Annotated in this window: 16 protein-coding genes; 6 read left to right on the top strand and 10 right to left on the bottom strand. The window is 33.8% G+C overall.

All coding sequences use genetic code 11. The features are described from left to right. Positions 1–79: 79 nt before the first annotated feature. From lon to FHP04_RS03240, 4 genes are all read right to left on the bottom strand, one after another. The gene (gene lon / locus FHP04_RS03255; RefSeq protein ID WP_139854515.1) at positions 80–2,530 is read right to left on the bottom strand and encodes an endopeptidase La; all 2,451 of its coding nucleotides are present in this window, start codon (positions 2,528–2,530) and stop codon (positions 80–82) included. 239 nt (positions 2,531–2,769) lie between these two features. Next, entirely contained in the window at positions 2,770–4,155 is a 1,386-nt protein-coding gene (locus tag FHP04_RS03250) for a DUF6252 family protein (RefSeq protein ID WP_139854514.1), read from the bottom strand. 49 nt (positions 4,156–4,204) lie between these two features. Continuing rightward, positions 4,205–5,524 (bottom strand): MFS transporter, encoded by a 1,320-nt coding sequence (locus FHP04_RS03245; RefSeq protein WP_139854513.1) that lies wholly within the window; start codon positions 5,522–5,524, stop codon positions 4,205–4,207. Positions 5,525–5,615: 91 nt separating this feature from the next. Then, positions 5,616–6,434 carry a M48 family metallopeptidase gene (locus FHP04_RS03240; RefSeq protein WP_139854512.1) on the bottom strand — a complete coding sequence of 273 codons (819 nt, stop codon included), beginning with the start codon at positions 6,432–6,434 and terminating at the stop codon, positions 5,616–5,618. Between the two features lie 210 nt (positions 6,435–6,644). On the opposite strand from FHP04_RS03240, the gene FHP04_RS03235 reads away from it, so the two are divergent. Genes FHP04_RS03235 through msrB (FHP04_RS03225) form a run of 3 tightly spaced genes read left to right on the top strand, consistent with a single transcriptional unit; the run spans position 6,645 to position 8,059 of the window. Next, positions 6,645–7,172 (top strand): collagen-like protein, encoded by a 528-nt coding sequence (locus FHP04_RS03235; protein ID WP_139854511.1) that lies wholly within the window; start codon positions 6,645–6,647, stop codon positions 7,170–7,172. A 1-nt stretch (position 7,173) separates the two neighbouring features. Beyond that, positions 7,174–7,662: a peptide-methionine (R)-S-oxide reductase MsrB gene (msrB, locus tag FHP04_RS03230; RefSeq protein WP_139854510.1), complete on the top strand. Its 489-nt coding sequence runs from the start codon at positions 7,174–7,176 to the stop codon at positions 7,660–7,662. Continuing rightward, the gene (msrB, locus tag FHP04_RS03225; protein WP_139854509.1) at positions 7,655–8,059 is read left to right on the top strand and encodes a peptide-methionine (R)-S-oxide reductase MsrB; all 405 of its coding nucleotides are present in this window, start codon (positions 7,655–7,657) and stop codon (positions 8,057–8,059) included. Before msrB (FHP04_RS03230) ends, msrB (FHP04_RS03225) begins: the two co-directional genes overlap by 8 nt. 94 nt (positions 8,060–8,153) lie before the next feature. Here msrB (FHP04_RS03225) and FHP04_RS03220 read toward each other — a convergent pair whose 3' ends face one another. From FHP04_RS03220 to FHP04_RS03205, 4 genes are all read right to left on the bottom strand, one after another. Further along, the gene (locus FHP04_RS03220; protein ID WP_139854508.1) at positions 8,154–9,137 is read right to left on the bottom strand and encodes an SDR family oxidoreductase; all 984 of its coding nucleotides are present in this window, start codon (positions 9,135–9,137) and stop codon (positions 8,154–8,156) included. After that, positions 9,137–10,420 (bottom strand): nucleotide sugar dehydrogenase, encoded by a 1,284-nt coding sequence (locus tag FHP04_RS03215; protein WP_394344268.1) that lies wholly within the window; start codon positions 10,418–10,420, stop codon positions 9,137–9,139. The genes FHP04_RS03220 and FHP04_RS03215 overlap by 1 nt, the downstream gene beginning before the upstream one ends. Before the next feature lie 72 nt (positions 10,421–10,492). Further along, on the bottom strand, positions 10,493–12,937 hold the full coding sequence (locus FHP04_RS03210; protein ID WP_139854506.1) for a GumC family protein: 2,445 nt from the start codon (positions 12,935–12,937) through the stop codon (positions 10,493–10,495). A 3-nt stretch (positions 12,938–12,940) separates the two neighbouring features. Continuing rightward, positions 12,941–13,735 carry a polysaccharide biosynthesis/export family protein gene (locus FHP04_RS03205; protein WP_139854505.1) on the bottom strand — a complete coding sequence of 265 codons (795 nt, stop codon included), beginning with the start codon at positions 13,733–13,735 and terminating at the stop codon, positions 12,941–12,943. 248 nt (positions 13,736–13,983) lie between these two features. On the opposite strand from FHP04_RS03205, the gene FHP04_RS03200 reads away from it, so the two are divergent. Beyond that, entirely contained in the window at positions 13,984–15,855 is a 1,872-nt protein-coding gene (locus tag FHP04_RS03200) for an ABC-F family ATP-binding cassette domain-containing protein (RefSeq protein WP_139854504.1), read from the top strand. Positions 15,856–15,900: 45 nt separating this feature from the next. Here FHP04_RS03200 and FHP04_RS03195 read toward each other — a convergent pair whose 3' ends face one another. Beyond that, a complete protein-coding gene (locus FHP04_RS03195) occupies positions 15,901–16,164 on the bottom strand; it encodes a DUF4834 family protein (RefSeq protein WP_221442672.1) in 264 nt (87 codons plus the stop codon). Between the two features lie 108 nt (positions 16,165–16,272). Between FHP04_RS03195 and FHP04_RS03190 the strand changes: the two genes are divergently transcribed. Together FHP04_RS03190 and FHP04_RS03185 are read left to right on the top strand one after the other, a co-directional pair. After that, the gene (locus tag FHP04_RS03190; protein WP_139854503.1) at positions 16,273–17,265 is read left to right on the top strand and encodes a transporter; all 993 of its coding nucleotides are present in this window, start codon (positions 16,273–16,275) and stop codon (positions 17,263–17,265) included. An 18-nt stretch (positions 17,266–17,283) separates the two neighbouring features. After that, entirely contained in the window at positions 17,284–18,402 is a 1,119-nt protein-coding gene (locus FHP04_RS03185) for a GNAT family N-acetyltransferase (protein WP_139854502.1), read from the top strand. A gap of 101 nt (positions 18,403–18,503) precedes the next feature. Here FHP04_RS03185 and FHP04_RS03180 read toward each other — a convergent pair whose 3' ends face one another. After that, entirely contained in the window at positions 18,504–19,457 is a 954-nt protein-coding gene (locus FHP04_RS03180; RefSeq protein ID WP_139854501.1) for an EamA family transporter, read from the bottom strand. Positions 19,458–19,498 lie beyond the last annotated feature (41 nt).

Genomic DNA, 19,498 nt, shown 5'->3' with positions numbered 1-19,498 from the left:
CAAAGAAAAGAAAACAAAGATGATTAATGCACATTTGCATAAAAACAAAAATACATTAATCATCTTTTATTAGGTTACCTTAAAGTGTTTTAGCGTTCTTTACTTTTTCATCTGTAAGTGCCAACTCTAAAACATCGCTCATATCTTTCACATAATGAAAGGTTAAGCCTTTTAGATATTCATCTTTTATTTCTTCAATATCTCGCCTGTTGTCTTCACAAAGAAGAATTTCTTTAATTCTAGCACGTTTTGCTGCAAGGATTTTTTCTTTAATTCCTCCAACAGGTAATACTTTTCCTCGAAGCGTAATTTCTCCTGTCATTGCAATAGATTTCTTTACTTTTCTTTGTGTAAATAACGACACTAAAGAAGTAAGCATTGTAATTCCCGCACTTGGGCCATCTTTAGGAGTTGCTCCTTCTGGCACGTGAATATGAACATTGTATTTGTCAAAAATCTCTGGATCTATTCCTAGTTTTTCTGCATTAGACTTAATGTATTCTAATGCAATTGTAGCAGACTCCTTCATTACTTTCCCAAGGTTACCAGTCATATTTAATGCTCCTTTACCTTTTGAAAGTGCCGATTCTATAAATAATATATCACCACCTACACGAGTCCAAGCTAATCCGGTTACTACTCCTGCAACTTCGTTGTTTTCGTATTTGTCACGTTCCATTTTTGGAGCACCTAATACTTCAACAATTATTTCATTGCTTACTTTTACATCGTATTCTTCCTCCATTGCTATTTTCATAGCTGCATAACGCACCATTTTAGCAATTTGTTTTTCAAGACCACGAACCCCACTTTCACGAGTATAGCCTTCCACAATTTTTTCAAGTTGTGGTTTTGCGATTTTTAAAGAATCACCAGTTAATCCATGTTCTTTTAATTGCTTTGGCAATAAGTGTCTTTTAGCAATTTCAACTTTTTCTTCAACAGTATAACCAGTTACATTTATAATCTCCATCCTATCCAATAAAGCTGGCTGAATGGTGCTTAAACTGTTAGACGTAGCGATAAACATAACTTTTGAAAGGTCGTAGCCTAACTCTAAGAAGTTATCGTAAAACGCATTGTTTTGCTCCGGATCAAGCACTTCAAGCATAGCTGATGAAGGATCTCCTTGATTACTTGCAGAAATCTTATCTATTTCATCCAAAACAAAGACTGGGTTACTTGTTTCTGCCTTTTTTATACTTTGAATAATTCTTCCAGGCATAGCGCCTATGTAAGTTTTTCTATGACCTCGAATTTCTGCCTCATCACGTAGTCCTCCCAAACTCATTCTTACATATTTTCTACCTAGAGCTTCTGCTACCGATTTTCCTAAGGATGTTTTACCAACACCTGGAGGTCCGTAAAGGCAAAGAATTGGTGACTTCATATCGTTTCGAAGTTTCAAAACAGCGAGGTATTCAATAATACGTTTTTTAACATCGTCAAGACCATAGTGATCGCGATCGAGGATTTTTCTAGCTCTTTTTAAATCGAATTTATCTTTACTGTATATATTCCATGGAAGTTCAAGCAATAAGTCTAAGTAGTTACGCTGAATGCTGAATTCGGCAACCTGCGGATTCATTCGCTGTAATTTAGAAAGTTCTTTTTGGAAGTGCTTGTTTACTTCTTCACTCCATTTTTTGTCTTTAGAACGTTCGCGAATTTCTTCGATTTCCTGCTCCATAGAAGAACCTCCCAATTCCTCCTGGATGGTTTTCATTTGTTGCTGAAGAAAATACTCGCGTTGTTGCTGATTAATATCACTCTGAACCTTGCTTTGGATATCATTTCGCAACGACAACTTTTGAATTTCCATATTCATATATCGAAGCGTTTCCAAAGCGCGTTCTTTTAGATTGTTAATTTCTAAAAGCGCCTGTTTCTGTTCTACTTCAATATTTAAATTTGATGAAACAAAGTTTATAAGAAAGCTTGGACTTTCTATGTTTTTTATTGCAAATGAAGCTTCAGTTGGAATGTTAGGACTTTGCTTAATGATTTGCAAAGCCATTTCTTTAATGCTATCGATAATAGCATTAAACTCATCGCTATCCTTCTCTGGTCTTGCTTCTGCTACTTCTCTAATTGTAGCAGTCATATAAGGTTCTGTAGTTATAACTTCAGCAACTTCAAAGCGTTTTTTACCTTGAATTATTACTGTAGTATTACCATCAGGCATTTTAAGAACACGAAGTATTTGAGCAACTGTACCAACGGTATTGATATCAGACACACCTGGTTCTTCCTCATTTTCATCTTTTTGAGAAACTACACCTATTACCTTGTTTCCTTTGTTTGTTTCATTAATTAACTTAATAGATTTATCTCTTCCAGCAGTAATTGGAATTACAACTCCTGGAAACAACACTGTGTTTCTTAAAGGTAAAATAGGAAGTATTTCAGGAAGTTCCTCCTTGTGCATTGCGTCTTCGTCTTCAGCAGACATTAACGGAATGAACTCAGAATCTTCATGTAAATCTTGAAATGACAACTTGTCTATTGATGTGAATTTTGATTTAGCCATATATTGTATTAGGACATTGTGTCACTTTTAAAAGCAAACACAATTCTTATTATTGATTTTTTTTAACTTTTTTGCGTAAAAACCCTGAAAATCAAACTATCTCCAGTCTTCCACCTATAGTAATTCAAGAGTTGTGCCAGTCTATGATATAAGTTTAGAAGTTCAAGCACAAAAATCACCAATAAAAAAGTCGTTTTTAAATATTATAAAAACGACTTTTAAAAAATATTATGTAGAAATTACTCTAGTTCGAGATAGAAAGAACCCTCAGTAATATTGTAGATTGTAGGATCTACTTCATTTAAGTCCTTGGCTTTAAATGTAAAAATTCCCTGAATTGTATTTTCTTGATAGTTATAATTACTAATTGTAAGCGTACCTGGATTTGATATAAAATCTATTGATGTACCTACTTCAGGAGTATAAGTCCCAACAATTTCATTTCCTTCAATTACTTCTGTACCCATTGCATAAGTACCCTCTGAAATAGTCGCAGGGAAGGTTAAAACCATACGTTGGCTTTCTATATTTGTAGTAATGGTTATTGTAGGATATTGGTTAACAACATCAGTAGTTACCTCAATATCTAAAGGATTATACGATGCATCTCCTATTTTTGCCTTAAATAAGTTGTTACCCCCAGGCACTCCTTCAAAATGAGCAGTTAATCTACCTTCAGTAACTAGCACTTCATCACCAACTTGTCCTAATGGGTCATTTGCTCTAAAGGAGAAGTTAGCCTTTAAAATACCTAACTCTAAATCAAACTCTGTGATTGTTAGTGTTCCCGGGTTTGAAGTTAAAAACTCTGAACCACCACCAGCATTGTAAAGCCCAATTAAGTCTGTACCGTTTGATATATTCACCATATTGTGAGTTCCTATTCCTAAGGACTTTGGTATGTCTATTCGTATAGAAGCTCCTTCATCGTTAAATGCTTCAATTTTAAGCATTCTAGTATTTGCAACAATAGGTTCTGTAACAGAAATGCTATCAGCTATAAACCCAACTTCGTCAACTTTTGCGAAGAATTCATCTAATGGATTTCCGCCGTTTCCACCATTTCCACTTCCGCCGTCAACATAAGGAATGGCATTAAAGGTTCCTTTAGTAATATCAATGCTTTCTAAAACAGGATCTCCATTGCCATCTAAAACTGTTTCGCCATTACTATCCACTTTTACTCTAAACCCAACAAATTTAAAAGTTCCAGATATAGTTAACTCTTGAGTATTTATTTCAGTGATTTCAATTTCTCCAGAACCACCATTTGCTAATGATGAATTAAATGGCCTTTCATTTATAGAAGTATCATAGTAAGACCCTAGATTTTGATTTGCACTTAAATCAAAAACTCCTACAGCAGCATTAAATACCGTAAGTTTAATTTTTTCGCCAGTAACTTTTGTTCCAGTAATTACCAATTCATTTTCTGATGACAATGAAGCGTCTGTAGTGGCTGCTATAAATTGATTGCCATCCACTAAAGCTTTAAATTGGCCTATTTCAGCGTTTGTGTCATCATCTTGTGGAAAATCTCCAGTTAGAGGCTCGTCTTCACAGGCAATAAATTGAAAAGTAAGTAATGCCAAAAGTACAACTTTAAAAAAATTAATTTTCTTCATCCGGTAGGTTGTTTGGAATATAATAGAGACAAACTTAAACAAAAATTGTTTAAAAGTTTTTATTTCTTGGAACTCTTAAGAGTAAAATTACTCCTGTAACAAAAAATAAAACTAAAAATAAAATTGAGTTACGCATACTCCCAGTTATTTGGTCTATAAAACCATATATCATCATTCCTATTACGATACCAACTTTTTCAGCAACATCATAAAAACTAAAGTATGAAGTTGTATCCTTTGTTTCAGGTAAAAACTTTGAATATGTAGAGCGAGATAACGACTGAATTCCTCCCATTACCAAACCTACAACTCCGGCCGTAACATAAAACTGTGTCGGAGATTCTATAAAAAAGGCTACAACACAAATAAAAACCCAGATTATATTAATCGAAATTAACACAAAGATATTTCCATATTTTTCTGAAGCACGTGAGGTTAATGTAGCTCCACCTACTGCTACCAATTGAATTATAAGAATACTTACAATCAACCCCATTGTTTTATTATCATCGCCACCCCAAGCTATTTCCTGTTCTCCAAAATACGTGGCAACCAACATTACTGTTTGAACCGCCATACTATAAACAAAGAAGGCCGCTAAATATCTTTTAAGTTGAATATTTTCTGATAGGGAATTGTAAACACCTTTTAATTCTTTAAATCCATTTAAAAATATTTGGGCACTAACCTTTTTTCCACTTTTGTTACCTTTAGGAAGAAAATAAAAGGAATATTGACTGAAAACAATCCACCAAATCCCCACAGTTACAAAGGACCATTTCATAGCTTTCATACTTGCTTCACCGCCCTCTCCAAATCCAAAAAGCTCAGGTTTCATTACCATTGCCAAATTAAAAAGCAATAAAATAACACTTCCTACATATCCCATTGAATATCCTCTAGCACTAATTCTGTCCTGTTGTTCAGGAAATGCAACGTCTGGCAAATACGAATTGTAGAAAACTAAACTTCCCCAAAAGCCAATTAGTCCGAAGAAATAAAACAGCAGGCTAATGTAAATATTTTCAATACTAAAAAAATAAAGTCCCATGCAAGAAACAGACCCGAGATAACAGAAAAATTTCATAAAGCTCTTCTTATTACCTACATAATCGGCAATTCCTGAAAGTATGGGTGAAATTAAAGCGACAATTAAAAATGCTGCTGCAGTGGTGTAACTAATTAAAGGAGTGCTTCTGATAGCACCTCCTAAAACATTTACAGTCTCTACATTAGCAGATTTAAATAATGCTTGGTAGTATATAGGAAAAATTGCCGAGGCAATTACCAAACTATAAACCGAATTAGCCCAATCATAAAATGCCCAAGCATTCAAAAGTTTTTTACTTCCTTTAGGTAAATATGGCATAAAAAATATTCGGTTAAATTTATAAGTCGCTAAACTAATAAAAAAATCCCGCTACAAACGGGATTTTAATTAAGTTGAAATATTTTAAATACTAATTTTTAAAAGTTGTAACTCCAAATTTTCTGGCTTCTGCTTTTGCACTTGCAGCCCAACCTTTAATATTTTGAATTCTTGTAGTACTAGCAGGGTGAGTGCTTAAAAACTCTGGTGGTGCTCCTTGTGATTGAGCTTGCATACGCTCCCATAGTTGTGCAGCTGCCATAGGCTCGTATCCAGCAATTGCCATTAATATCAACCCAATATGATCTGCTTCTGTTTCGTGACTTCTACTAAAAGGAAGCATTACACCCAAATTACTTCCAAGACCATAAGCGGTATTAAAGATTTGTTGATTTTCAGGGTTATTAGCCAAGGCAACATTTCCTGCTACTGCTCCTAATTGTTGTAATTGTGCAGCACTCATACGCTGTTGTCCGTGGTTTGCCAAGGCATGAGCAACCTCGTGCCCCATTACTGCAGCAAGTCCAGCTTCGGTTTTAGTTACAGGAAGAATACCTGTATAAACTACAATTTTACCACCAGGCATACACCAAGCATTTACGTCTTTACTTTCAATAAGATTGTATTCCCAACGATAATCTGTTAGGTAACCTGCATAGCCATTTGCATTGAGATAACGCTCTGCTGCCGCAGCCATTTTTTGACCAACACTTTTAACCATATTAGCATCTGCCGTACCTTTAACAACTTTATTTTCAGATAAAAACTGATCGTATTGCTGAAAAGCCATTGGTAAAATTTGCGAATTTGGAACCAAAGCCAATGTTTGCTTTCCTGTAAATGGATTGGTGCTACAAGCAACAACCACTACTCCTAATAAGAGTGTTATAAGTGATTTTCTAAGTATCATAAATATAAGTGTTATGTTAAAGAGTTAAATTTAGATATATAAAATTGATTAATATTATAAAAAAATTCTAAAATTCAAATATTGTTCCACAAATGAAAATTTTATTGTTTCTTTAATATATGAAGACGTTTTAAGCCCTTATATTTATAGACCTTATAAAGTTGGAATGACTTTTGTAAACTTTGATATGAAATCTTAAAATATAGCATTATGAAAAATTTACTTCTCTTTTTAGCACTGTCTTCAACCATTTTATTTACTTCTTGTGAAGGCGATCCAGGACCTCCAGGACAAGACGGACAAGACTTTTTAGCTCAAGTTTTTGAAACAACCGTGGATTTCCAATATGAAAATGGAAATAACATATTTAGTTCACCATATATAGGTTTTCCTTTTACAGTTTATGAAAGTGATGTAGTTCTGGTTTATAGATATGAAGGTCAAGCTGGAATTGGTGGCGGTACTATGGCTGATGTTTGGAGCCCTTTACCACAAAACATATTTTATAACAATGGTGATATCATTCAGTATATTTTTACCAATACATTTGTAGATGTTCAAATGATTATTGAGGGTAATTTCGACCTTTCTACATTAAACGATGGGTCTGTATTAGATAATCAAACATTTCGAATTGCTGTTGTACCTGCAGAGTTTGCTAAAACAAATCCATCGATGGAGGATTTATTAGAACTTATGCAAATAGATGATTCTGAAGTTGAAAAAATCGAATTTTAAGATGAAGTTATTAAGTTCAATAATAATATTGACTTCATTACTTATTAGTTGTAATTCTCCTGCTCAAAAAAGTAAGGAGGAGCAACAAATTCCGTTTGAGGTAACAAAAACCGATGCCGAATGGAAAGCTCAACTTTCACCCCTAGCCTATAGTGTTTTGCGACAAGAAGCTACTGAACGTGCATTTTCTAGCGACTTGAACAACAACGATGAAGAAGGTGTTTATGTTTGTGCAGGTTGCGGAACAGCAGTTTTTAAAAGCGAACATAAATTTGATAGTGGTACAGGTTGGCCAAGTTTTGATAGAGAAATAAAAGGTAATGTTGCTTTTTCTACCGACAAAAAACTAGGCTATACACGAGTTGAAGAACATTGTGCTACCTGCGGTGGTCATTTAGGTCATGTGTTTAATGATGGTCCAAAAGAAACCACTGGTAAAAGACATTGTATTAACGGCGTTGCATTAAAATTTATTCCAAAAGATGAGTAATTCAAAAAAATATCCAATTAGTAAATCTGAAGCCGAATGGCGAAAAGAATTAGGTGACAAACGCTATCACATTCTACGCGAAAAAGGGACCGAATTTCCTCGAACTGGGGAATACAATCTGACATTTGAAGACGGAACCTATGTGTGTGGAGCTTGTAACACCCCACTTTTTGAAAGCAACAATAAGTTTGAAAGTAATTGTGGTTGGCCTTCTTTCGACGATTCTATTGAAGGATCAATAGAATACGTAAAAGATACTACACACGGAATGATTCGTACGGAAATACTCTGTGCTAGTTGTGGCAGCCATTTAGGACATATTTTTAATGATGGCCCTACTGCAACAGGTCAACGATATTGCGTTAATTCACTTTCATTAGACTTTAAAAAGAAATAAATACAAATAGCTATAAAGTAAAAGCTCCAAGTTTCAAAACAATAAATTTTGAAATTTGGAGCTTTAATATTTTATAATTTAATGAGTGAGAAACTTACTGCTTCATAAATGCTTCCCACGTAATTTTAAGTCCTTCAGAAACTGAATATAAAGGCTTGTAATTCATTAGATTATTTGCTTTTTCAATATTAGCAAGAGAATCTCTTACATCCCCTCTTCTTGGTGGTCCATAAGTTGCTTCAATTTCTTTTTCTGAAATACTTTTCAGCTTATCCCATAATTGATTTAAGCTTGTTCTTTCACCAAATGCAATATTAAAAACCTCGTTTACAGCTTTATCTTCAGCGAAAAATGCTCTAACATTTGCTTGAACAGCATTTTGAACAAATGTAAAGTCACGAGTCTGTTCACCATCGCCGTGCATAGTTGGAGATTTCCCATCTTTTAATGCCTGCATAAACAATGGAATTACCGCTGCATAAGCGCCTGTTGGACTTTGTTTTGGTCCAAAGACATTAAAATATCTCAACCCTATTGTTGGTGTGCCATAGGTTTTATAAAAAACGTCTGCGTATAATTCATTTACCAATTTAGTAACTGCATACGGAGAAAGTGGTTTTCCTATGTTATCTTCAATCTTGGGTAATGATTTACTATCACCATAAGTTGAACTAGAGGCTGCGTAAACTAATCTCTTTACTGTCTTACTTTCGTTCTGAGCAACCAACATATTAAGAAACCCTGAAACATTTACTTCATTGGAAGTAACAGGATCATTGATAGAACGAGGTACAGACCCTAGAGCAGCTTGATGAGAAACGTAATCTATCCCATCCATAGCATCTTTACAGGTTTGTAAATCACGGATATCTCCTTCAAGAAATTCAAAACGAGAGTCAACATTAAACTCTGCAAGATTATCTAAGGAACCTGTAGAAAGGTTGTCTAATACACGTACTTTTTTTGCGTTACTCTCTAACAAATAAGCTACAAGGTTCGAACCTATAAATCCTGCACCACCAGTAACTAAAAAGGAAAAAGAAGATAAGTCGTTATTGTGATATATGTTTTCTTTCATTATAAAGTGCCGTCAACGGTGTTTTTAGGATATAAAGACTTTACGTCAAATACCACACATGGTTCAGACATGTGATTTTTAATTTCAAAACTTCTAAACTCATTATGTGGAACAGCTACAACAACTGCGTTATAATCTTTTTGTAATTTAGAAGCATCAGTTATCATTGAAATTCCAAATTCCTTTTCAACTTCACTTGGATTAGCCCAAGGATCGTAAACATCAATATTTAAGTTATATTTTTCTAATTCAGTAATTACGTCAATAACTTTAGTATTTCTTATATCGGGACAGTTTTCTTTAAACGTTATACCCATAACTAAGATATTTCCGTTTTTAACTTTACATTCTTTACGAATCATAAGCTTTACAACTTCTTGAGCCACATATTGTCCCATTCCGTCATTCATACGACGTCCAGCTAGAATAATTTCAGGGTTATACCCTTCTTCTTGAGCCTTTTGTGCTAGATAATATGGATCTACACCTATACAATGCCCACCAACTAAACCTGGACTATATTTTAAGAAATTCCATTTTGTTCCTGCAGCTTCCAAAACATCGTTTGTATTAATATCTAATAGACGGAATATTTTAGACAACTCATTCACGAATGCTATATTGATATCACGTTGAGAGTTTTCAATAACTTTTGCAGCTTCCGCTACCTTAATAGACGATGCTAGATGTGTTCCAGCCGTGATTACAGAAGCGTATAACTCATCGATATATTTTGCTGATTCTGGTGTAGAACCTGATGTAACTTTCATAATTTTAGTTACAGTATGTTCTTTATCTCCCGGATTAATACGTTCTGGAGAATAACCAGCGTAAAAGTCCTTATTGAACTTCAATCCTGAATGTTCTTCCAAAATAGGAACACAAATATCTTCTGTAACCCCTGGATATACAGTAGACTCGTATATAACCACATCATCTTTTTTCAATATTTTCCCTACTGTTTCACTTGCGCGCTCTAGAGGAATTAAAACAGGTTGATTGTATTTATTTGTTGGAGTTGGTACGGTTACAATATATACAGTTGCACTTTCCATGTCAGCTGGATTATCTGTAACTGTTAACCCAATGCCGTCATTTTTGGATAAAACGTTTTTTAATGCTTCCGAAGAAAGTTCTAATGTAAGGTCTTCTCCGTTTTGTAATTGCGAAATGCGTTCTGCATTAATATCGAAACCTATTACTTTATATTTTTCAGCAAAGGCAGCAGCAAGTGGTAAACCTACATATCCAAGGCCAATAACAGCAATTGTGGGATTTTGAATCATTTACAATGTTTTAATTATGATAAATTTTTAAGACTGCAAAATTAAAGGAAAAATTTAGATTAAGAGTTACTACCTCTTTAAAGTCTTCTTAATTTTTTCAGAAAGTGAAGGCTTGTTGTCGTTTTCATGATATCCATCTACACCATAGCCATATGTATATCCGTAACCATACCCATATCCTTTTCCTGCTTTCTCAACATAGTCATTAAGTACAATACTTATATGTTTAATTTCACCAGACTTATACTTTTCATTTACAAATGTGAGCATGTTTTTATGAGTATAATTAAATCTTACAACATACAAAGTAGCATCCGCATATCTAATAAGCTCTAGGGAATCAGATACTAATCCTAAAGGTGGGGAGTCGATAATAATGTAGTCGTATCTTTCTTTTAAAGTTTCTATAAGACTCTCTAAAGGCGAATCGATTAACAACTCCGACGGGTTTGGTGGAATTGGACCTGAGGTTATAATATCTAGGTTTTCCAATTCTGTGTTTTGAATTATTTCATCAATTTCAGACTCACCTATAAGATAGTTAACTGCTCCTTTCTCATTATGTAAGTTAAAATCCCCATATATCTTAGGCTTTCTAAGGTCTAGCCCGAGTAAAACAGTTTTTTTGCCGCTTAATGCAAAAACAGTAGCCATATTTATAGAGCAAAACGTTTTTCCTTCACCACTAATAGAACTTGTTATTAATACTGTTTTTGACCCTTTAATTCCTTGTTTTCTATAGATAAACTGCAAACTCGATCGCAAAGCTCTAAAAGCTTCAGCAATTGAGGATTTTGGTTTTGAAATTACTGCTAAATTTGATTTTATTGGATTGTTTCCAATAACTCCTAATACAGGAATTGGAGTTAATCGTTTTAATTCATCAATGCCATTTACTTTTGTATCTAGGAAAAAACGTGCAAATACTATCAAAAATGGAAATAGCAAGCCCAACAATGCTGCCATCATATAGTTGAGTTGTGTGTTTGGGCCAATTTTCCCACCACCAGTATCCTTGGCCGAATCGATTACCATAACATCACTAACGTTTGCCGCTTTTACCAGTCCTGCTTCACTTCTTTTTGCTAGAAAGAGATTGTAAGTACCTTGACTTAAGTTATAGCGTCTTTCAATTTTAAGTAAATCTTGTTGTTCTTTAGGCAACTTCCGGATTTTGCCTTCATTGCGACCTATTTCACCATTAATATATCTTAACTCCTCCTTTTTTAAACTTTTTGATGAACGAATATTTTCGAGTAAAACTGATTTTACTGCATCAATTTTTCGATCTATATCACTGAATATAGGTGCTCCTTCTTTAAATGAATATTGAAGTTTATTTCGTTCTTCCGCTAAATTTACAATTCTGCTTACACCACTTACAATACTCGCTTCAGAAATTCCTGCAACCGAAGGCGCCGGCACATCTCTATAGTCGGAACGACTAATAAGGTAACTTTCTAAAGTTTCGTAATAATTTAGCTCTCGATTAACTGATTCTTTACGCAAATCTAACTCACTTAATTTAGCAGTAATATCAGACCCTTCAGCTTCAAGATTAAAAATGGCATTTTTATTTTTAAATCTATTTAACTCATCTTCAACATTAGATAATTCTTCCGATTTTTGAGCTAGACTACTGTCAATAAACTTTATAGTTTTCGTTGCAAAAAGGTTCTTTCGTTCTAACATGTTTTCACTTAACACGCTCACAGATGTATTTAAATAATCTACTAAACGCATTTTGTTGTGACCTGTTAGCCTCATTTTCAACACCGAAGAACCTTTGCTTTCTGGTTCTACGCGAATGCCAAGATATCTTCTTACTACAGCATCAAAATCACCAAACGAAATATAGTATTTAACACCAGGGTTCACCCCTACTTCAGGGTTTGGCATAAATGTTCCGTTAAAAAACGGAAGTTTAATATGAGTGCCTATTTTAAAGTTTTTCGAGAAACTACCTGGTGTAACTGCTATATTTTGTTTCTCCTTAGTAGTGTAGTCTTGCACTGTAATACTACCACTTTCAGGAAAAGTAGTGCTAAACTCAAAATTTACCGAGTCTTTAAAAATTATTTGAATTTGATGACCTAGCATTTGTGGGCCTACCGTGTCCACACTTACATAAAATGGCGTTTGTTGATAAGCATCTATCTGCTCGTATTTTCCATCTTTAAGATAGTTGGTATAATATTGTAATCGCTCAACTACTTTTTCATTATGAGATCTTGATTTTAAAGTAATTATAGCCGTATTTACCTTATCTGTAGTCCCTCCCCAATTAAAAGTAAGGCTTGTATTAGATGTGAAAAATGGATTCTGATCGTCTTTGATAGAAATTACATTATCTATTAAATAAATTGGCTGTTTCCGGATATTTACAAAATAGGCTATTGTGAATCCAATTGCTAACGAAATTAAAAACAAAGGCCAGTGACGCAATAGTCGTATTAAAAATCCTTTGAAATCAAAAGTAGCGTGAGATTCGTTTATTTCAAATTCGTCGTTCATAACTTATAATCTGGTAAAAAGTAAAATAGTAGTTATCAACGCCGAGGTAATGGATACAATTGTTGTAAATGACTGTAACCCCGTTGTGCCTGTTCCAATAGACTTTTGTGGCAGTGGATTAACCAAAATTAAATCGTTGGGTTTAATAAAATAATAATCCGAGCTCATTGCATCAATAGAAGTTAAATCGATATGATGTACTTTTTGTCCTGCGGGATACTGCCTTATTATTACAACATCACTTTTATCGCCAGTCATTAAAATATCACCACTATTTGCGATTGCTTCCATAATACTTACTTGGTCGCGATAAATGATATTTGAACCAGGTCTTCCTATTTCTCCATTAATGGTATAACGAATACCAGCTAATTTTACAGTTACAAAAACATTGGCTTCTGCTTTAAAGTAATCTTTTAACAGTCTATCTTCGAGCTTTTCACGCACTTCTTCGACTGTATAACCTAATACATTTATTTCTCCAAGACTTGGAATTCGAATGTTACCATGGTCGTTTACTACAAAACCATCATAGTACAATTTTTCCTCACCAGTTGCATTGGGATTAGCATCACTTATGGGATTAAATATACCCACTGTTTCTTGATCTAAAGCTTTTACGCGAATACTTAATAGATCATTAATCTGCAGCCTGTAAGGTTCTGGTCTTTTACGTAAAATTGAAAGGGTGTCTGTTTTCGACTGATTTTCCTGTAAATAGGTAAGTTGCTTTGTAGAAATACATGAACTAGTACAGATAACCAAAAATAAAAACAATAATATATATGTAAACTTCATAAAGAGCTTAGAGTGTTGATGAACAAATATAAACTAACACAATTAATAATGAAACATTATTACATTTATAACTAAAATAGGTGTTAATATCGAAACTGAAAGTTAATTACAACAGTATCTCATCAAAACAACCTTAAAAATAAAAAAGAATCTTAATATTCTTTTATTATCTTAGTTTGGCGTTTTATAGACTTGCAAAAAATGAAACCCTATCTGCTATTTCATTACATTTGTGAAAAATTAAAATTGTGAATTATCTTTCAGTAGAAAATATATCTAAATCCTTTGGGATGCGGGTATTGTTTGAAAATATTTCCTTCGGAATTAACGAGGGGCAAAAAATAGGTTTCGTAGCCAAAAATGGAACAGGAAAAACTTCCCTCCTAAATATTATCGCTGGAAATGACAAAGCCGATACCGGAAATGTTGTTTTTAGAAAAGGACTAAAAATTTCTTATCTCCCTCAAGAACCAGATTTAAATCCTGAGCTTACTGTAGAGCAAACTATTTTTTCTTCAGATAACCCTATTCTTAAAATAATAGAGCGATACGAACACGCAATAGAAAACCCTAACGATTCAGAAGCCTATCAAAAAGCTTTTGACGATATGGAAGCACATCAAGCTTGGGATTTCGAAACACGTTACAAACAAATCCTCTTTAAATTAAAGCTTGAAGATTTACACGCTAAAGTTGGCAAGCTTAGTGGCGGACAGAAAAAACGATTAGCACTGGCAAACGCTCTGCTTACCACACCTGACTTGCTAATAATGGATGAACCTACAAACCATTTGGATCTCGAAATGATTGAATGGTTAGAGAATCTATTTGCAAAGGAAAACTTCACCCTATTTATGGTTACGCACGATAGATATTTCTTGGAGCGCGTATGTAATGAAATAGTAGAACTTGATGAAGGAGTACTTTATAACTACAAAGGAAATTATAGCTACTATCTCGAAAAGCGTGATGCTAGAATAGAAAATGAAGCTACCGAAACTGGAAAAGCAAAACAACTATTCAAAAAAGAATTAGATTGGATGCGTCGTCAACCAAAAGCGCGAACAACTAAAAGCAAAAGTCGAATTGATGACTTTCACGATATAAAGGAACGTGCAAGTAAGCGAAGAAACGACCACCAAGTTCAACTTGAGCTAAATATGGAACGAATGGGAACTAAGGTTGTTGAGTTTCACAGTGTTTCAAAATCTTTTGGTGAAAAGAAAATTTTAGACAAGTTTGAATATAATTTTAACCGTGGTGAACGTGTAGGGATTATTGGAAAAAATGGAACTGGAAAATCTTCGTTCTTAAATATCCTTACAGGTGCCTTAAAACCAGATTCGGGGAAAGTTGTAATAGGAGAAACCGTTAAATTTGGATATTACACCCAAGCAGGTATCAATATAAAAGAGGGTCAGAAGGTTATAGATGTTATTCGCGAATTCGGGGAGTATATTCCACTTAAAAAAGGAAGACAGATTTCAGCTTCGCAGTTATTAGAACGTTTTCTTTTCGATCCTAAGAAACAATACGATTATGTAGAAAAGCTTAGTGGTGGTGAAAGAAAACGTCTGTATTTATGTACGGTACTAATCAAAAACCCAAACTTTTTAATTCTGGATGAGCCCACAAACGATTTAGACATAGTTACTTTAAATGTTTTAGAAAGTTTTCTGTTAGATTTCCCTGGGTGTTTATTAGTGGTTTCCCACGATAGATACTTTATGGATAAGATTGTAGATCACCTTTTTGTGTTCCGTGGAAACGCAGAAGTCGAAGATTTCCCTGGAAATTATACTGATTTTAGGACTTATGAAGACAGCAATATTCAAGAGAAGCGTGAGGCTAGTGAAGCAGCTACAAAAGTAAAAAAAGATTGGAAACAATCTTCAAGTCCTGCTAAACTAACGTATAACGAGCAAAAGGAATACAATAAACTTGAAAAGGAAATAGCGAATTTAGAGAACAGACGAGAAACGCTTCAAAATAAATTTGCAACAGAAAATTGGGATGGTGAAGAAATAGATAAGCAGTCTATTAAACTTCAGGAAATTATAGATGAAATAGATAAAAAAACTGAACGTTGGTTCGAGCTTTCCGCTAAACTTGAAAGTTAAAATAAATAATTAGGTGGTTGCTATGAAAGAAATAGGTAACCAAATTTACTCTACTTCTTCATAGTCAACATACTCCCCTACTTTATTAGCGGTTCGAGAGTTTCGTGAGGGCATTTTATCGATACTTATATCTCCTTCACGTTGTTGATGAGAAGCTGCAGTTGAATTTGTATTAAAAAACTCTTCAAACTTTTGATTAGCTTTTTTAGAAATGTAACGCATTAAGTAAGGAGTAGCGAGCCTAAATAAAAATTTAAGTCCGAAATATATCAATAGAACGATTAAAATCGTTTTAAGAAATGAAATCATAATAATCTAAATTGTCTCCAAAAATAAGGATTGGGGTGCAAAAAGACGAATATAGATTATTAAATAAATGGTAAAATCTTCTATCTTTGAATTTAAACCTGACTCACTATGCGAATAAAGCTTTTATTTACATTATTTATCACGACAATTATTAGTCAATATTCATTTGGCCAGTACACCGAAATGATAAATACCAATCGTCCAGGTGTATCACAAGGTGCTTTTGCTGTGGGTAAAAATGTACTTCAGTTTGAAGCAGGTATGAGCCTTGGAAAAGAAAAACACTCTCTTCTAAATACCGAAACTAATGGATTAAATATTGATTATTCTATCAGATATGGGTTTTGGAAAGAACGATTAGAAGTGAGCTTTATAGGAGATTTTCAATCAAATAATATCACTCATACCAATTTTACACCCGAAGAAAAAAGAAGTGTCGCAAATTTTAAGAGTAATACGTTAGGCTTAAAATACCTTATTTATGACCCGTATCGTAAAAAAGTACTAGAAGGTCCAAATCTTTATAGCTGGAAAAAGAATAATAGATTTCAAGTAGAAGATTTAATTCCTGCTGTGGCACTCTATGTAGGTGCAAACTTTGATTATATAGATGAAGATGTTGTTAATCCTTTTGTACCCCCACGCGATAACACTATAAGCCCTAAGTTTGTATTATCCACCCAAAATAACTGGATTGGAGGTTGGGTATTTGTAACAAACTTAATTGTAGATCGTGTTACTACAGATTATCCTACCTACGGATATATCGTTACCCTTACACACGCTACCAACCGATATTTCTCTATCTTTCTAGAAAACCAAGGATTTAAAAGTGATTTCTACTCAGATCAACTAATACGTGGCGGAGCAGCAGTTTTAGTTAATAAAGATTTTCACGTAGACCTTTCGCTTACTTATAGCTTAAAAGACACTCCTTCTATGTTTTATGGTCGTGTTGGTGCAGCATATAGATTTGATATGCATAAACAAGATGAGTATTTGGAAGATGAAGCCAAAGACAAATTGAAATCTAAAAAGGATAAAAAGAAAGAGAAAAAAGAAAAGCGTTTAGACGACTTCACTCCTGATAATAACGGCTAAAAAATAGCATTAATCAATATGATTACTACTCAATTAATTTCCTCAAAAAGTGATCTTAAAAAATTTGTCACTTTTCCATTTAAACTATATAAAGACTGTAAGCATTGGGTTCCTCCTCTTATTAAAGATGAAATGGAAACGCTAGATAAGGCTAAAAATCCTGTTTTTAAAAATGCAGAATCTTGGTATTACCTTGCTTATAAGAACAACAAAGTTGTTGGACGTATAGCCGTAATTTTAAACCATCTTGAAGTTAACGAACAAGGAAAAAAGAAAATCCGATTCGGTTGGCTTGATATGGTAGACGATATTGAAGTTACCAAAGCGCTATTGGAAAGAGTTTATGAAAAAGGCAGAGAGCACAACTTAGAATACACCGAGGGGCCAGTTGGTTTCAGCAATATGGAAAAAGCTGGAATACTAACAATGGGGTTTGATGAAATGAACACCATGATTACTTGGTATCACTACCCCTATTATGCCGAACATTTTGAAAAACTAGGCTTTGAAAAACAAGCGACTTGGGTAGAATATAGGTTAAGAATCCCAGAAACAATTTTTGAAAAAGTTGCTAAGTTTTCGAAAATTGTACGTGATCGATATAAGCTTTCGGTAATTCGTTTTAAGGATAAAAAAGAAATTTTACCTTATGTAGATGAGATGTTTGGATTATTGAATAAAACCTATAATACGCTTCAAACATTTGTACCCATTCAACAATATCAAATAGATTATTACAAAAAAAAGTATTTCAACTTTATTCATCCAGATTACATTTGTTGTATTAAGGATGAAACTGGAAAACTAATTGCCTTTTCAATAGTAATGCCTTCATTTTCTAAAGCCTTGAAAAAAGCCAATGGAAAGCTTTTTCCATTTGGTTGGACTCATATATTGAAAGCTCAGAAAAAGAATGATACCGCTGCATTTTACTTAATTGGAATTGATCCAGAATACCAAGGTAAGGGGGTTACAGCCATTATTTTCGAAGAAATGCAAAATTTATTTAATTCAAAAGGAATTCATACCGTTGAAACAAATCCTGAATTAAAAGAAAATACTGCTGTACAATTACTTTGGAAAGACTATTCACCAGAGCAGCATAAGGAACGAAGTACTTTTAAGAAAAACCTATAACCTTCTTCTAAAAAATTAAGTCAGTAAATAATCGATGATTCAATTATTTTCTGACTTTTTTATTTTTACAAAGGGAGTTTTAGACCTTGTGAATGACGTTACTAAAACTCTTCTTTTTTATGCTTATTAAATATTTTACTAGTAAATCGTGGTAATGTAACAGTTGTCTTTGCCGTATTTATAAAATAAACTCCGGTTAATAACACTGCAGCTGCGATTAAAGACTGCGAGGTTATTTCTTCATCTAAAAAATACCATCCTAAAAATAAAGCTATAAGAGGATTCACATAGGTAGATGTAGCAACTTTATCTGGGGAAACAGATTTTAATAAATAATTGAAAGATGTAAAAGCTACAATACTTCCAAAAATTATTAATAATACCATACTCCATTGTACTTGCATACTCCATTCGTTTGGTGCGAGCCAAGCTTCTCCAAAAGCCAAACTGGCTATTGCAAGTGTAATTCCACCCGTAAACATCTGATACCCTGTATTTACAAAGAAGTTTTTAGGAAACTCTGCTTTTCCCACAAATAAGCTACCAAATGCCCAACTAAGCATACAGGCAAAAATCATTATCATTCCAACTATTGAACCTTCTTGAGTTACTATCTGTTGTTGAGTAACCAATAGTGTTATCCCTAGTATACCAAGCCCCACCCCAATAAGAGACATGAGTTTAATCTTTTTTCCTTGTAAAATTCTCATTAAAAAAAGGACAACCAAGGGCTGAGCAGAAATTTCCAATGCAGCAAAACCACTATCTACGTATTTTAATGCCCAAACAATTACTCCATTTCCAAAGGAAAGAAAAAGAAATCCAACGATAATGGTATTTAATAGTTGTTTACGCGTTATAGCAAGACTTTTACCCATTGCCTTAGCAATTATGAAGATAAGTACACCTGCAGTTGTAAAGCGAATGGAAGCTAAAAAAAACGGAGATAGCTCAGTAACAGCTACTTTATTAAGCATATACGTAGAACCCCAAATAACATATATGGAGAAAAACGCTAAAATTATTAAAATCGGATTACGGGATTCTGAGTTCAAGTTAATCGAGGATTCGTAATTAGTATTCTGTTATCAGTTAA

Origin of the sequence: Aequorivita sinensis, assembly GCF_006346335.1 — a bacterium.
Taxonomy (GTDB): domain Bacteria; phylum Bacteroidota; class Bacteroidia; order Flavobacteriales; family Flavobacteriaceae; genus Aequorivita; species Aequorivita sinensis.
This window is presented reverse-complemented; position numbering and strand designations above follow the sequence as displayed.

Coding starts and splice junctions, on each gene's coding strand:
- FHP04_RS03235 (WP_139854511.1), top strand. CDS start 6,645: ATGAAAAATTTACTTCTCTTTTTAGCACTGTCTTCAACCATTTTATTT.
- FHP04_RS03245 (WP_139854513.1), bottom strand. CDS start 5,524: ATGCCATATTTACCTAAAGGAAGTAAAAAACTTTTGAATGCTTGGGCA.
- FHP04_RS03220 (WP_139854508.1), bottom strand. CDS start 9,137: ATGAAAGAAAACATATATCACAATAACGACTTATCTTCTTTTTCCTTT.
- FHP04_RS03240 (WP_139854512.1), bottom strand. CDS start 6,434: ATGATACTTAGAAAATCACTTATAACACTCTTATTAGGAGTAGTGGTT.
- FHP04_RS03205 (WP_139854505.1), bottom strand. CDS start 13,735: ATGAAGTTTACATATATATTATTGTTTTTATTTTTGGTTATCTGTACT.
- FHP04_RS03185 (WP_139854502.1), top strand. CDS start 17,284: ATGATTACTACTCAATTAATTTCCTCAAAAAGTGATCTTAAAAAATTT.
- msrB (WP_139854510.1), top strand. CDS start 7,174: ATGAAGTTATTAAGTTCAATAATAATATTGACTTCATTACTTATTAGT.
- FHP04_RS03250 (WP_139854514.1), bottom strand. CDS start 4,155: ATGAAGAAAATTAATTTTTTTAAAGTTGTACTTTTGGCATTACTTACT.
- FHP04_RS03190 (WP_139854503.1), top strand. CDS start 16,273: ATGCGAATAAAGCTTTTATTTACATTATTTATCACGACAATTATTAGT.
- FHP04_RS03210 (WP_139854506.1), bottom strand. CDS start 12,937: ATGAACGACGAATTTGAAATAAACGAATCTCACGCTACTTTTGATTTC.
- lon (WP_139854515.1), bottom strand. CDS start 2,530: ATGGCTAAATCAAAATTCACATCAATAGACAAGTTGTCATTTCAAGAT.
- FHP04_RS03195 (WP_221442672.1), bottom strand. CDS start 16,164: ATGATTTCATTTCTTAAAACGATTTTAATCGTTCTATTGATATATTTC.
- msrB (WP_139854509.1), top strand. CDS start 7,655: ATGAGTAATTCAAAAAAATATCCAATTAGTAAATCTGAAGCCGAATGG.